Raw genomic sequence first — 14785 nt, forward strand, 5'->3', positions numbered from 1 at the left:
ATTTCTAATCTAATTATAGTACAAATGGAAAATCTATGCATCAAGTTCAGCTTCATGAACGCCGATTTATAGGCGTTTATATAATTTAATTTTTACTATCCTGTGGTTTGTGGGTATTCAAATAATTCTTTTACATTACAGAACTATCTTAAAAATGCAGTTTGATTTAGTAAATGCTGATTATAAGTATAATAATGCCTATTCGTTTGGGTTCGGTTTGCCTTTAAAGTTTCTTCTCTATCTCAACGTTATAATATCTTAACGGATACGCCTAAAAGTTCAGTAAAATCCTTTGGTTTATAATTTGTAATATTTGATATGTTCATTTTAACGCTCTTCTTTGAGGGGATTTGAACACATTCAAACACAATGATCGATATATTCAGTTACTTATATTTTCCTCCTTTTTTACAACTAGATGTGCACCTTCAATTGCGATAACTTCTCCATATTCTCCTTCTTCTAAAGTCAAATTATGAAGTGAAGACGCTGACCAAATCTGATTCTTAATTCTTACTTCACCCATATGATCTGCATCAATTCTCTTAATAACGAGAGCATGAGATCCTATAAGTGCATCATTATTCGTATGTATTATGTTGCCTTTCAGACTTTTTACAGCCATAGGACGTGCCACTATCGCGCATATAACAGATACCACAAGAAATATAGCGACCTGTATTGGAACTGATACATTCAATAAGCAGGCAATCAATGCCGCAAAAGCACCAATCACAAACCAGACACTTACTAGTGATACCGTGAGTATTTCTACCACAATACACGCAATCATAACACCTGACCACACTAACAAACTATCCACTTAGTCTTCCCTCCTTGTAGTCAACAATGAGAACTTCATGAACAATGTCATATGTTCCTTTAAACTTATAAACATTCTTTTCATTGAAATCGAGAGGAATCAAATCAGCAAGTTCTTTAATAAATGGTTTATTGGTGATTCTTCCATAGGACTTACCTCTTGATATCTTATGAAGCTGGTCCTGTGGATAGATTCCGTCATTGATAGCTTGCTTCCCCACGGGTTTGATACCGATACAATGATTGTCATAATCAATACCTAATAGAACATAATTCACATTTTCAAAATGCATACATGCTGTCGTATTCAATGTAATATTTGTTTCATAAATGGAGACGACAGATGCATTCAGTTCGTTTGTATTCCAGACAAAGTTCATGTTTATCACCTCCAATATCATTGTATTATTTTTATTATTTTTATTCAACAAAAATCGTATAACAAAAAAACTATAACAATAAGATAATATTTCTACCATCTTGAATGTTAGAATTTCAAAAGTATTATTTCTTATCTATGTAAATGAGTTTATCTATTATTCTTAGTATATATAGCATACATAAAATCAATAGATACTGTTTCTCAATGACGAAATAAATAAAGAAAGCCACAAATAAAACAAGTATTGGATATCTTAATCTACCTTTATTTATACATAGAAATACATATCCTTTTTTATTAATCTTCTTCTGAAGGTAAAAATCAATCACTACTAATAATAAGATGAAAAAAATGCCTAACAAGTATCCTTGCATGATCTATACTCCTCCTATTCTTTCATAATAACTAACATTTTCTCATAGCTAATGTTAAGAATAAAATTATAAAATCAATTACTAATAATAGTATAATCTATTATGTTATTAAAACACAAGATATCTGTGTAAAACAAAAAAACTTCTGTTTTTATACAGAAGTTAAAAGAGTCTCTTTAATTCTTTTGCCACACCATCATGCAATACATCTTCACAGATGATTGATGCATGATGATAAATCATTGGAATTGCATTCTTCATAGCGATTGGATGACCTACTGTTTTAAACATTTCTAAGTCATTGGCTCCATCACCAAAACAATAGCTATCATCAACATCTAAGCCATAATAGTTCAGCATTGTTTCAATACCATGACCTTTAGAAGTATCTATATTAGATACTTCAATGTTTAAGCTATCATCATGTTTTTCATAGAAGAAAGCCCCTAGTCTTTCAATAAGTCCTACGCTGTCTTCTTTTTTATTATATCTAATTTCTAATTTAATTGTTTTCTTTAGTACTTCATCTAAATCATAATCGTTGCATAAAGAGTCCATATCAATATTACACCAAGCATAGAATTCATACATATGTGGTGACTCCTTCTTTAAATAACAACGATCAGTTGTAAGAAGTATATATTCATAACCTTGTGATTCCACATATTCAATAAGTTTCTTTGTTTCATCATAAGGTAATGTTAAAGAGTCTATTGTTTTTCCTTCAGTCACAATATGTGCTCCATTAGCTAATACGTAGCCATCAAAACCAATGGATTTCACTTCTTTAGAAATAAATCCAGTTGGTCTACCACTTGCGATAAAGCATTTATGACCTAATTTTTGTACTCTATGAATTTCATCAATTGTATTCTGACTAATACCAATCTCTGGATGGTAAATTGTACCATCAATATCAAAAAATATCGCTTTCATTATTTCCTCCAAAAAAAAGATAGCGCGAACGCTATCTCTTACTGTAAGTATGTAGTGTTTTCTAACATGACACCGCAGCCTTCAGCAACACAATCAAGTGGTGTATCAGCTACGAATACAGGAACCTTTAATCCCTGTTCAAGGAACTTGTCTAAATTCTTTAATAAAGCTCCTCCACCAGTTAAGAAGATACCCTTATTTACGATATCTGCAGATAATTCAGGTGGTGTCTGTTCAAGAACCTGCTTAGCTGCAATTAAGATTGTTTCACAAACTTCTCCTAAAGCAGAAACTGTTTCAGCTTCATTCATTTGGATAGTCTTTGGAAGACCAGTTACTAAGTCTCTACCACGGACATCCATAACTGTTTCTTCGTTAGGCTGGAATGCACAACCGATCTGTTTCTTAACTTCTTCAGCTGTAGCATCACCAATTAATAACTTATATTTATCTTTTACGTATTTAATGATTTCCTGATCCATCTTGTCACCAGCAATCTTTAATGACTGAGATGTAACGATATCACCTAATGAAAGTACAGCAACGTCTGTAGTTCCACCACCGATATCGATAACCATGTTTCCAGATGGTTTAGAAATATCAAGACCAGCACCAATAGCAGCTACTTTTGGTTCTTCTTCGATATATACCTTCTTAGCACCACATCTTAAAGCAACATCCTGGATGGCACTCTTTTCGATTGAAGTGATGTTAGATGGACAACAAATTAAGATTGTTGGTCTAGCAAAAATTCCTTTTAAGTTTAGTTTATTGATAAAGTGTGTTAGTAAGATTTCAGTAGTCTGGAAATCAGCAATAACACCATCCTTTAATGGACGGATTGCTTTTAATTTTCCAGGAGTCTTTCCAAGCATTTCTCTTGCTTCTTCACCAACAGCAACAGGTCTATTTGTTTCTACATTAATAGTAACAACACTTGGTTCATTTACTACAATTCCTTCTCCTTTAGCATAGATAAGGATATTTGCAGTACCAAGGTCAATACCAATTTCTTTTGATAAGCTCATACCTTTTTCCTCCTTGTAAGCATTTCTATTTTATCATTTTATTCATATTATTCAAGTCAATTAATTAAAAAATATTGGCTTTAAATCAATAAAAACTTAACGTACCAAAATTAAGTATAAATTGTGCTAATAAGTATCCGAGCGCCACACTCGCGACTACATAGAAGACATAAAACTGGCTGATTCTGCCCTTTCTCAAGAAGCGTTCGAAGTCAAAAGCCTGCAAGCCATACATAGCTAATAAGACAGAAATAATATAGACTAAAATATTAACTGTACGATAAATCATAAAATCCTCCCTTGACACTATTTAACCATTTCAGCAATCAAAATACAACTATTTGATATTTCAAATGATTTCTAGTACAATTTTAAACGAGGTGATTGATATGCATGTACGCGCATCAGAAATTAAAGATCTAAGTCGTGTGATGGATCTTATTAATCAAGCAAAAGAATATTTTAAAGATAATGATATTAACCAATGGCAAAAAGGATATCCTGACATTAGCACAATACTAGATGATATTATATCAGGTAACAGTTATGTTCTTTCTAAACATTCCCATACGTATGGCACAATGCATTTTATTATAGGAATAGAACCTAGCTATGTAAGAATCTACAACGGCCACTGGCTTACTGATACTAGACACTATGGTATTATTCATCGTTTTGCGATTGATAATAATCATAAAGGAAATGGCTATGCAAAAAAATTATTGGATTATGCAGTCAACATCTGTAAACAGAGTGGTACTCCTTCTATTCGTTTAGATATTGAAAAGAATAATAAACCAATGAGAGAATTTATATTAAAGAATGGATTTAAACATTGTGGTACTGTTCGTTTAAAAAACAATGAAGAGAGAGAAGCTTACGAAAGATTGATTTGAAACTGTGTGTAAACACAGTTTTTTTATTTTATTTTTACATTTGCTTAACACATATAAGAAACAAATATACTATAATTCATCCAGGAGGATTCTTATGAAAAAGATAAAATTCTATATCATATTTTTATCTATTTCTATTCTATTCTTACTATTTGATTGGTACTATTCAAGAAAACTCAATCTAGATTATATTAAGATGATCATTTTTTCTCTTACAATTGTATTTGCTTATCAATTACTTAGAAATAAATTTTTAAATAAACTATAGTCTTATGCAGTCATTTATAACCGTTCCTTTAATATAATTCGTATTTTTAGTTCATATCGTAGATGCTTTTCTTAAATATCCATTTGAATTAAAATTTACCTTATGTTAAACTGTCATTGTCATTTTTAAAAATGACTTTACTTTTTTCTTCTTGTATTTATAGTTATTAACTAGAAATATAAGGTCTTCCAAGCAAAAAGGGTAATGTTTCACGTGAAACATTACCCTTTTACTTTTTATGATATTCTTCATACACAAGATTCTTATTTAATTTGCGAATTTTTGCGACTTCTTTAATAGCATCTTTTTTAGACATGCCTTTTTCTACAAACTCATCTACATGTTCTGTAATTGTCTGGTCAAAAGTCTCTTCTTCAGTTACTTCAGCACCACCTTCAACCACAATAACCATTTCACCCTTTAATTCATCTACTACTTCTAATACTTCAGAAATAGTACCTCTTAGAATTTCTTCATGTTTCTTAGTGATTTCTCTACATAACGCTATTCTTCTATCACCTAATACTTTCATCATACATTCCAATGTTGCCTTAATTCTATGTGGGGCTTCATAGAATACGATTGTATAAGTGATATTTTTTAATTTTTCTAATTCTTTAGTCTTATTTTTATTTGTATGGCTTAAGAAACCATAGAACATGAATGGCTGTGGTGCAATACCAGAGACAACTAAAGCATCTAAGCAAGCATTACATCCTGATAAAGGAACGACATTATATCCTGCATCAATAGTTGCAAGAACCATTTCATACCCTGGATCACTAATTGCAGGATAACCTGCATCACTTACTAATGCAACTGACTCCCCTTCTTCTAATAATGATAAAAGTTTAGGGATTGCAACATGCAGATTATGTTCATGATGAGAAATAAGCTTAGCTTCTATATTAAAGTGATTTAATAGTTTCACTGTATTACGTGTATCTTCTGCAGCAATATAGTTTACACTCTTCATAACATCAATACATCTTGGTGTCATTTCACTTAAATTACCAATAGGTGTTGGTACAAGGTAAAGTGTCGCTTTTCCATTTTCAAAACTCTTTTGTCTATTTAACATTCATCTCACCTACTAACTGTTTAACTTCATCTGAATAGCTGCCATCTTCATTATGTGTATATAATGGAGGTTCAATCTTTAATCCTGTTTTGCCTAAGAAAGCACCTTCGATTAAAAATGTATTACATTCTTTTCCTTCTTTAGGATAGACAAAACGAATACGTTTAGGTTCTATTCTATATTTCTTAAATAATTCAATTGTTTCAATAAAACGATCCGGACGATAGACCATTGAGAAACGACCATTCTGATCTAGAATCTTTGCTGCTGATGCAATAATTCCTTCTAGATCTATTTTGATTTCGTGACGTGCAATAGTAACATAAGGACTCTCATTGACGTGGGACTTCTCACCTAATCTAAAAAATGGAGGGTTACATACAATTGCCTTAGTACGTGGTGCATACTTCACATACTCTTTGATATCATCGTGAATAATTTCCACCTGATTTTCTACATGATTTAATTTTACGTTTCTTTCTGCAATCTCTACAGCTTCCTTTTGAATTTCAACACCAATAATCTTCTTATGAGTTCGTTGTGTTAAGATTAATGGTATAGCTGCATTATTTGTCCCAAAATCTACAATTGTCTTCATATCCTTTGTGATTGCACAAAAGTTTGCCAATAAAACAGTATCCAGAGAAAAGGTAAACATATCTCTTCTCTGGATGATTTTCATATCATTATAACCAAGGAGATGATTAATTTCTTCTTTCATCTTTCTTTCCTTTTGGATTATTACCTTTGATAGTTCTTAGCTTCTGATCATTCTGTTTTGGTTTATGCTGTTGTTTTGGCTTCTTTTGTCTTGGTTTATCGTGTTTCTTTTCTTTTTTTGGTGCTAGTTCTTCTAAGATACGTCTTTCCTTTTTAGGAGCTGGTTTCTTATCGATATCAGATAAAGGAATAAATAAAATACTTCCTTCACTATCAATCTTTACTAAATCAGAAATAACGTTTAAACCAACAACCTTACACTGTTTATCATCATAACGAATAAATGAACCAATCTTAGGGAATTTCTTTTTAACTTCCTTATAGGCCTCATCTTCATACTTTAAACAACATAATAAACGACCACATACACCTGAAATCTTGTCAATATTAATCGCAAGTAACTGATTCTTAGCCATATTGATAGATACACCATCAAACTCACCTAAGAATGAGTTACAACATAGTGGTAAGCCACAATTTCCAATACCACCTACAATTTTAGCTTTATCTCTAGGTCCTACCTGTCTTAATTCAATACGACATTTAAAAACACTTGCAAGTTTCTTTAATAAATCTCTGAAGTCTACACGTTCATCAGATGTATACATAAAGATCACCTTAGAAGCATCTAATGTATATTCACAATTGATCAAATGCATATCAAGGTTTGTTTCCGCAATGATTTCTTTACAGATTTCAAATGATTTTTGTGCCTTAATTTTATTGATATTATATACTTCAATGTCTGCTCTATTCGCAACACGTTTAATTCTTTTTAATTCGTTATCTAATTTAAATTCTGATAAGTCTGTAAGATCCGAAATGATTTCTCCCATTTCTAGTCCTCTTACAGTTTCTACTATTACTTTATCTCCCTTTTTGACATCTAAGTCTGTAGAGAAGTAATAATATTTACCAGCGCTATTAAATCTAACAGCCGCTAATCTATCCATTTCATCAAACTCCCTTCAATACTTTATATACCATACCATCTAGTAATAATGCAAGATTGACATTATTGTTGAGTCTTTCAGCATATTCTAATATGATTTCTATTTTCTGTAATATTTTACCATCTTCTGGCATCTTCTCAAAGAAATCTTTATGTTTCACAAATAATACAGGTATGGAATGTTTCACGTGAAACATATCTCTCATACCTAACACCAAAAGATTTAAGAATAATGCATAGGCTTCTTTATTCTTCTTATACTTCTTACCTAGATTAATCTGCACATTGATTAATAAATCCGATGGTTTCATATATAAATCTTCAATAAAGTAGAATACATAATTCTTAACATCAAAATATAACTCACTATCCTTATACTCATTACATTCTTCAATCGAATCAAATAGATGAGGAAGAACCAAATAGTCTTCTTCATCCACCCCTTCATTCTTTAGTTTTAATTCTAAAGAATGCTTAGATTCAGGAAGCAATTTAATCACCTGACACCTAGATTGAATAGTAGGTAGTACTTTATTAATATTCTTTGTTGTAAGGATTGCATATACTTCTTCCACAGGTTCTTCTAAGAACTTTAATAAGCTATTCATTGCCTGAGTTGTCGCATTATCAATATTTTTAAGAATATATACTTTTCCATTATTCTCTACACTTGATTTCACAAACTCTTCCTGAATATGATCAATATCAGATTTCTTAATAGAAGCCTCTTTACCATCACATACAATCATATCAGGATAAAGACCTTCTTTAATTCGTATACAATCATCACAAGTTTCACACGCTAGTGTATCTTCATGGCATATATAAGACTGGGCAATAAATGTCGCAATATCATCCGTATGATCCCCTACTAGAAGAAATGCATGAGTCTTTTTATTCTCTTTAAAACTCTTCTCTAAGATACGATAGAAGATAGGTTGTGTTTCTTTTAAAATTTCTTTCATAGTCTATCCTTTACGATTTCATAAACCTGACGATATACTTCTTCAACTGGTAAAGAGGCATCTACCTTCACAATTCTATCTGGGAACTTCTCACAGATCATTTGATAACCATCATATACTTTATGATGAAAATCCAATGATTCTAAATCTAATCTATTGACTTCTCTATCTCCTGTAATACGCTTTAAAGCAACTTCAGGTTTTACATCAAAGAAAATAGTTAAATCAGGAAGAATACCATCTGTCGCAAAAAGATTCATGTTGTAGATATTATCTACGCCAATACCTCTTCCAATTCCCTGATAAACTAAAGAACTATCAATAAAACGATCGCATATCACAATACCATCTTCCTTTAATACAGGAAGTACTTTTTCTACTAGATGCTGTCTTCTACTTGCTGCATAAAGTAATGCTTCAGTTCTTGCGTCCATCTTCGTATTATTGACATCAGTAATCACATCTCTGATCTGTTCTGCGATATCTACCCCACCAGGTTCTCTACTAAAAGTGATATTATATCCTTCTTCAATAAACTGTTTATGTAACATCTTTGCAATAGTCGTTTTACCACTGCCTTCTCCACCTTCAAAAGTAATAAATAAACTCATATCACACGCTCCTTCAAACATTAATATTATATGTGATTTACAATGTTTTTTCCATAATTAAAAAGAAGGTTCTTAGACCTTCTTTCTACCTTCAAATGATTTTAATAATGTGAGTTCGTCTGCATAGTCAAGAGAACTTCCAATTGGTAAACCATGTGCAATACGTGTTGTGTTAATACCTTTTTTATCTAATAGCTTTGCAAGGAAGAGTGCTGTTGTTTCCCCTTCTCTTGTCGCATTTGTCGCAATAATTACTTCTTTTGTATCAGGAGTAATACGATCAAATAAACTCATGATGTTCAAATCATCCATAGTCTTGCCATCCATAATAGAAATCGTACCACCTAACACATGATATAAGCCATGGTACTCTTTCATCTTTTCCATCGCAAAGACATCCTTAGGAGATTCTACAACACATATTGTAGATTGATCTCTTTCGTGATCGGCACATATCTCACACTTATCACCTTCACTTAAATTTCCACATATAGGACAAGTATGAACATTTTCTTTAAATGAAGTGAGTGCCTGTGAGAATCTTTTTACATCTTCTTCTGACATATCATAAATCGCATAAGCCATTCTTTCAGCACCTTTATTTCCAATACCTGGCAACATTTTAAAACATGTCATTAACTCTTCAAAACTCTTTGGATATTCCATATTACATAAAAGAAGATAAATCTAATCCACCAGTGAGGGATTTCATATTGTCTTCTTTCTCCTTTTCTACCTGACTAATTCCCTGATTAATCGCAATCATCATCAAGTCTTCTAACATATCTTTATCATCCATCAAATCCTGACTGATATGTAATTCAGTAATCTGATACTTACCATTGATTTTACCTGTAATCAAATTATTCTGACAAGAAAAACTAAAACTCTTGTTTTCTAATTCTTTTTGTTGATTTGAGGCTGTTTCACCCATTTTCTTTGCGGTTTCTAAAAGCGAATTGAAATCCATTTTTAATCCTCCTTAAATTCTACAATATCTTCACCAAACATATCTAAAGCATACTTCTGTGCGTCATTCAAATCTACTCTTTTTAAATCATATCCATCAATATGTTTTAATGTGATTGGTCTCGCCTGAGGAAGCTGTTTGCTTCTTGCAAGCTGAATATAATGTTGTCTCATCTCTAACCATGCATCATGCTGCATACCAATGAATTTATATTCATGTCCTAATACATCCTTAATTAAAGATGATAACTGTTTATAATTCTTATAATAGTTAGCTGCATTCACATCAGGCATTAATTCAAACTCAATAATTAAACCATCTCGACTTGCTGCAACTGGACGACCCTGAGATAACATACTTGCTGCTTTAGCTGTATTCATATTAGCCATATAACGTCTAATCACTGGCCACTTCTCCTGAACTTCATTTAAGATCTTACGATCAGCCTGCACAAGAATATTTAATATATCACTTTGATCTACTTCGATATTATCATCTGATGCATATGTTTCTGGTTCTTCTTGCTTTTCATAATTGAATTGAGGTACTGGTTGTTCAACCTTCTTTTCAATAGCTGGTTCAACTATCTCTTCTTCAATTGATTCAAAGACAGGTTCTTCCATGATTTCTTCGACTGGTTCTTCTTTAACTTCAACCTTCTTTACTTCTACAGGTTTTACAGGTTCTTCTTTAATAGGTGTATATTCTATCTTCTGACTTGCTGCATGTTCTTGATTACATAATCTTAATAATGCAAGTTCAAAATAAATATGTGGATCAGTCGCTCTGATGTACTTCTCACTTGCATCCATCAATATATCAATAAAGTTAAAACATTCATCACTTGAAATATAAGGCACAATGTTTTCTAAGTCTTTTTGTGTCATGACTGACATAATAGAAGTATCTTTTGTATTCCTATAAATAACTATGTCTTTTAATATATCAATTAAATCAAATGTTAATCTCTTAATATCAATACCACTCTTATCCATTTTATCTAATATCTTTAAAGATTCAGACATGTTCTTAGATAATAAAACCTTCAATAAGTTTGTCTTATCATCCATGGATACAATACCATAAATAGTATGAATATCATTAATGCTTAAATGATCATCATTATAGGCAAGACATTGTTCAAGGATAGATAATGCATCTCTCATCCCACCATTCGCAAGTCTAGCAATTAATTCTAAGGATCCATCATCATATGTCTTACCTTCCTCTTTTAAGACATACTGCATTCTTTGTACCATTTCCTGGTCAGTGAGTCGTGTAAAATCAAATCTCTGACATCTAGAAATAATAGTAGGTAAGATCTTATGTGGTTCTGTTGTCGCAAGAATAAAGATGACATGTGCTGGTGGTTCTTCTAATGTCTTTAATAATGCATTAAAAGCGCCAGGTGACATCATATGTACTTCATCGATGATATAGACTTTATATTGTCCCTGTGTCGGTGCATATTTCACCTTATCAATCAGACTTCTTACTTCTTCTACCCCATTATTGCTGGCAGCATCTATTTCAATAACATCTGGATGTGTTCCATTTTCAATCTGTTTACAATTCTCACATTCACCACATGGTTTAGGATCACCAGTACAATTAACTGCCTTAGCTAATAGCTTTGCGACAGTTGTCTTTCCTGTTCCACGTGGACCACAAAATAAATATGCATGCGCAATCTTCTTTTCATCTATTGCATGCTTTAATGTAGTAATAATTGCTTCCTGTCCTGCAACATCCTTAAATGTCTGTGGACGGTATGTTCTATATAATGATTTATATGCCATAGTCATCAACTCCTTTCCTTATTATACATAAAAAAAGGTGCCTTAGCACCTTAATTATTATCACTTACTAACATCAATATATCAATAAAAATGTTGATGAAATCCATATAGAGCTGTAATGCACAAAGCAATGCCACACCTTTTAATGCTTCCTGTGGTGCAACTTCATAAGCATATTCGATATGCTTAAAATCATAAAGAGTAAGTCCAGTAAAGACTGCAAGATCAAGGAATACGACTAGATAATAAAGACCTGGCGCCGAAATAAAGATCAATAAGATATACGCAATCATAAGAACTGGTAAAGCCATTAAACAGACTTTTCCTATACCAATGAAATTATTATTAGTATGCTGTGTCACTGTATAGAGTAAACCAAAATAAACAGCTGTCACCGCAAAAGCAAGTACTGCTACACCTGGTACAACATAATTCAACCACATAGAAAGCACAATCCCATTAATTACTGAATAAGCAACATAATATGTCTTAGCCTTCTCTATAGCCATATCTTTGACTGTTTTACTTAGCATTATTACTAATCCTATTTCTATAATCGAACATACAATCATAAAGATGAAATAAGACGCACCCAATATCAGTTCAAGATGTAAGAATGAGAATAGAAATGAAGTGATTGTAGTGATTCCTAAAGCCATAGCCATCCATTTCATAACTGAACCAAAGAACTCACCATAACTCATCTTATTACTATAATAAGAATCCATAATTTACTTCCTCCTTTTACGTTTAAAGAACTCTGATACTATTGTAGCACACTGTTCCTTTAAAATCCCCTGTTGTACATCAGGATGATGATTTACAGGGTTATTCTCTATTAACTCTATAAAACCTGGCCATCTACTGACATTCGTACCAATCACTAAACGACTGATACGACTTTGTATAATAGCCCCTGTACACATCATACATGGTTCTAATGTTACATACATTGTACAGCCATCTAAATGCCATAAATCAAGATACTCACTTGCTTGATTAATAGCTAATATTTCAGCATGTCCTGTAGCCTTCTTTAAGGTTTCCTTTTGATTATGTGTACGTGCAATGATTTGTCCTTCATAGACAATAATACATCCAATAGGTACTTCATCTTCACTCATTGCGATTTCTGCTTCTTTTAATGCTTCAGCCATATATTCTTCATCATTCATCCTATGACTCCTTTTTATATAAAAAAAGTGCCATTACACACAAACAGAGGCCCTTAATGCTGCTACCTTCCGGTCCTGACATGGTTCAGACATGTTTATTGTAATGGCAAAATTGATTATAACATAATTATTATAAAATGCAAGAAAAAGGAGATTTTACATCTGAGTAATTCGTCGTAAAGAGGGAGTTATTCTTGTTTTATTATGATTCTTTAAAGAATCATTTTATTGATTGCCTTATATACGTTTAAATTTTAAATATTCTATTATCAAACTAAGGATAATATTTCCAATAAAAACCAAATGCCAAAAAATATCGAAAAACTCATTGAATGTTTGATAGAATATCTATATTGGTTATCTACATTATATCGTTTAAAAATCAAAGTAAATATAGAAAATATAATCACAATGAATAAATCACACCATGGTGGTAATACGAAAATATATTTTAATATGCAATATACTGCAAAAAGAATAAAAGTTAGTAAATCCAAACAATTTTCTGGTAAAGCAAAAAATACTACAAATGGATAATTTCTTTTTCTTAGATATTTTTTCAACATAAATATCCCCTTATTTATAACATACAGAATGATTTTGATTCAAAATAGTGGCACTTCCACATTTCACTAAAACATTAGTCCAATATTTGTATTTCCCTTTATGAGATCCTGATTTGTACCTAGAACCAGAACGATAGTCGGTAATGATGATTTTAATAGATTTTCCCCATAAACTACCAGAAATAAAGGCACTTACTACAGCCGCAGCAAATGGAAAGTTACTAATGGCTGCTAAACCAGCTATCAAGGCAGCAGCTGTAGATGTTGCACTGCCAGGAATAGTATACGTTTTTCTTTTTAGCACTTTATTACTAGCTCTTGAAAAACTTGTTATAGAATTTTTATATTCTTCTATTTGAATTTCATTTCCGTTGATAGTTAGTTTATTTGTTTCTTTATCAAAGATAGCCATAGTGGTTGTACCTTTTTCATCAGTTACTGATGAAATTGTATTGATACCTTTATGATCAACAGAAACACTATAATGTGAACCATTAACATACACAACTTGATTATCTAAATTTGATGGATTATTTTTGGATATAGCATCTACATTTGACAAAGAATTAACCCCAAAAATAAATACGATAAAAGCGATGATAAATGATTTGAAATATAATTTTTGCATTTACAGACTCCTTATTATATATGATTTTGCTTGAACATCAGATAGTGTCAAGAATCTTGTGTAAATTCTTATTTCCTGTAAATTAAGTTTTCAGTAGATAAGGTTAGTTGTTATCTATTAATTTGGAAACCATTGATCACGACCAACTAAACCAAAACCTTTGTGAATTCTATTCATAAATTTTTCATTGTATTGATTGAATTGTGATACTAAGTATTTTTCCATTGATGTTTCGGTTGGAAACTGTTCCTTCAACTTAAATTTCTTCTTAAGCTGCTTGTTGAAACCTTCAATCAGATTCGTTGAATAAATACTATGTCTTACTTCCTTTGGATAATCAAAATACGTTAATAGATGCGTATTTTTATCTAAAATATCAATTACTCTAGGATACTTTCTTTTCCATTTTGAAGTAAATGTTTCAAGGTTTGATAATGCTTCTTCTAATTTGGATGCATTATATACTTCTTTGAAATCATCCAGTATTTCTTTTCTATCTATCACACGTACTTTGGCCGCTATATTTCTAGATATATGCACTAGACATCTTTGAATTTTAGCTGCTGGAAAAGTCTGTTCAATAACTTCTTCCATACCAGCTAGACCATCTGT

General features: G+C 31.6%; 20 protein-coding genes and 1 other RNA gene. 3 read left to right on the forward strand and 18 right to left on the reverse strand.

Features of this window, described 5'->3' with window-relative positions; genetic code table 11:
- Positions 1-382 precede the first annotated feature (382 nt).
- From ABUA27_RS09280 to ABUA27_RS09300, 5 genes are all read right to left on the reverse strand, one after another.
- Positions 383-823 carry an NfeD family protein gene (locus ABUA27_RS09280; RefSeq protein WP_317374439.1) on the reverse strand — a complete coding sequence of 147 codons (441 nt, stop codon included), beginning with the start codon at positions 821-823 and terminating at the stop codon, positions 383-385.
- Positions 816-1202 carry a hypothetical protein gene (locus ABUA27_RS09285; RefSeq protein ID WP_349820603.1) on the reverse strand — a complete coding sequence of 129 codons (387 nt, stop codon included), beginning with the start codon at positions 1200-1202 and terminating at the stop codon, positions 816-818. The genes ABUA27_RS09280 and ABUA27_RS09285 overlap by 8 nt, the downstream gene beginning before the upstream one ends.
- A gap of 538 nt (positions 1203-1740) precedes the next feature.
- Positions 1741-2514, reverse strand: coding sequence for a Cof-type HAD-IIB family hydrolase (locus tag ABUA27_RS09290; RefSeq protein ID WP_303352857.1), 774 nt, complete (start codon positions 2512-2514; stop codon positions 1741-1743).
- A gap of 38 nt (positions 2515-2552) precedes the next feature.
- Positions 2553-3542, reverse strand: coding sequence for a rod shape-determining protein (locus ABUA27_RS09295; RefSeq protein ID WP_022424798.1), 990 nt, complete (start codon positions 3540-3542; stop codon positions 2553-2555).
- An 85-nt stretch (positions 3543-3627) separates the two neighbouring features.
- Positions 3628-3831 (reverse strand): DUF1146 domain-containing protein, encoded by a 204-nt coding sequence (locus ABUA27_RS09300; protein ID WP_129981538.1) that lies wholly within the window; start codon positions 3829-3831, stop codon positions 3628-3630.
- A gap of 100 nt (positions 3832-3931) precedes the next feature.
- Here ABUA27_RS09300 and ABUA27_RS09305 point away from each other — a divergent pair, with 100 nt between their 5' ends.
- Positions 3932-4438 (forward strand): GNAT family N-acetyltransferase, encoded by a 507-nt coding sequence (locus ABUA27_RS09305; protein WP_022424796.1) that lies wholly within the window; start codon positions 3932-3934, stop codon positions 4436-4438.
- 94 nt (positions 4439-4532) lie between these two features.
- The gene (locus ABUA27_RS09310) at positions 4533-4706 is read left to right on the forward strand and encodes a hypothetical protein (RefSeq protein ID WP_161220300.1); all 174 of its coding nucleotides are present in this window, start codon (positions 4533-4535) and stop codon (positions 4704-4706) included.
- Between the two features lie 229 nt (positions 4707-4935).
- Here the strand turns inward: ABUA27_RS09310 and rsmI are convergent, their stop codons facing one another.
- The 11 genes from rsmI to ffs all read right to left on the reverse strand — a co-directional run bounded on the left by rsmI (position 4936) and on the right by ffs (position 13091).
- Positions 4936-5787, reverse strand: a complete 852-nt coding sequence (rsmI, locus tag ABUA27_RS09315) for a 16S rRNA (cytidine(1402)-2'-O)-methyltransferase (protein ID WP_129981540.1) — start codon at positions 5785-5787, stop codon at positions 4936-4938.
- On the reverse strand, positions 5777-6508 hold the full coding sequence (locus ABUA27_RS09320; RefSeq protein ID WP_349820604.1) for a tRNA1(Val) (adenine(37)-N6)-methyltransferase: 732 nt from the start codon (positions 6506-6508) through the stop codon (positions 5777-5779). The genes rsmI and ABUA27_RS09320 overlap by 11 nt, the downstream gene beginning before the upstream one ends.
- Positions 6492-7460, reverse strand: a complete 969-nt coding sequence (locus ABUA27_RS09325; protein ID WP_303352861.1) for a PSP1 domain-containing protein — start codon at positions 7458-7460, stop codon at positions 6492-6494. The genes ABUA27_RS09320 and ABUA27_RS09325 overlap by 17 nt, the downstream gene beginning before the upstream one ends.
- A 4-nt stretch (positions 7461-7464) precedes the next feature.
- Positions 7465-8424, reverse strand: coding sequence for a DNA polymerase III delta subunit-related protein (locus tag ABUA27_RS09330; RefSeq protein ID WP_349820605.1), 960 nt, complete (start codon positions 8422-8424; stop codon positions 7465-7467).
- Positions 8421-9035, reverse strand: coding sequence for a dTMP kinase (gene tmk, locus ABUA27_RS09335; RefSeq protein ID WP_287968814.1), 615 nt, complete (start codon positions 9033-9035; stop codon positions 8421-8423). Before tmk ends, ABUA27_RS09330 begins: the two co-directional genes overlap by 4 nt.
- Before the next feature lie 72 nt (positions 9036-9107).
- Positions 9108-9701: a recombination mediator RecR gene (recR, locus tag ABUA27_RS09340; RefSeq protein ID WP_281072958.1), complete on the reverse strand. Its 594-nt coding sequence runs from the start codon at positions 9699-9701 to the stop codon at positions 9108-9110.
- Position 9702: 1 nt separating this feature from the next.
- Complete coding sequence (locus ABUA27_RS09345; protein ID WP_006505010.1) at positions 9703-10005, reverse strand: YbaB/EbfC family nucleoid-associated protein; 303 nt, start codon at positions 10003-10005, stop codon at positions 9703-9705.
- A gap of 2 nt (positions 10006-10007) precedes the next feature.
- The gene (dnaX, locus tag ABUA27_RS09350; protein ID WP_349820606.1) at positions 10008-11804 is read right to left on the reverse strand and encodes a DNA polymerase III subunit gamma/tau; all 1797 of its coding nucleotides are present in this window, start codon (positions 11802-11804) and stop codon (positions 10008-10010) included.
- 50 nt (positions 11805-11854) lie between these two features.
- Positions 11855-12532: a Bax inhibitor-1/YccA family protein gene (locus tag ABUA27_RS09355; RefSeq protein WP_288834445.1), complete on the reverse strand. Its 678-nt coding sequence runs from the start codon at positions 12530-12532 to the stop codon at positions 11855-11857.
- 3 nt (positions 12533-12535) lie between these two features.
- Positions 12536-12979, reverse strand: a complete 444-nt coding sequence (locus tag ABUA27_RS09360; RefSeq protein WP_129982154.1) for a nucleoside deaminase — start codon at positions 12977-12979, stop codon at positions 12536-12538.
- Positions 12980-13001: 22 nt separating this feature from the next.
- Positions 13002-13091: signal recognition particle sRNA small type (gene ffs / locus ABUA27_RS09365), an RNA gene on the reverse strand.
- Positions 13092-13282: 191 nt separating this feature from the next.
- On the opposite strand from ffs, the gene ABUA27_RS09370 reads away from it, so the two are divergent.
- On the forward strand, positions 13283-13516 hold the full coding sequence (locus tag ABUA27_RS09370) for a hypothetical protein (protein WP_349820607.1): 234 nt from the start codon (positions 13283-13285) through the stop codon (positions 13514-13516).
- 39 nt (positions 13517-13555) lie between these two features.
- Here ABUA27_RS09370 and ABUA27_RS09375 read toward each other — a convergent pair whose 3' ends face one another.
- Positions 13556-14173: a hypothetical protein gene (locus tag ABUA27_RS09375; RefSeq protein WP_129982153.1), complete on the reverse strand. Its 618-nt coding sequence runs from the start codon at positions 14171-14173 to the stop codon at positions 13556-13558.
- A 117-nt stretch (positions 14174-14290) separates the two neighbouring features.
- The coding region (locus ABUA27_RS09380) for a transposase (protein ID WP_349820608.1) at positions 14291-14785 on the reverse strand (495 nt) is incomplete at its 5' end.

The organism is Catenibacterium sp. RTP21428st1_D7_RTP21428_210409, from assembly GCF_040227455.1.
GTDB lineage: Bacteria > Bacillota_I > Bacilli_A > Erysipelotrichales > Coprobacillaceae > Catenibacterium > Catenibacterium mitsuoka_A.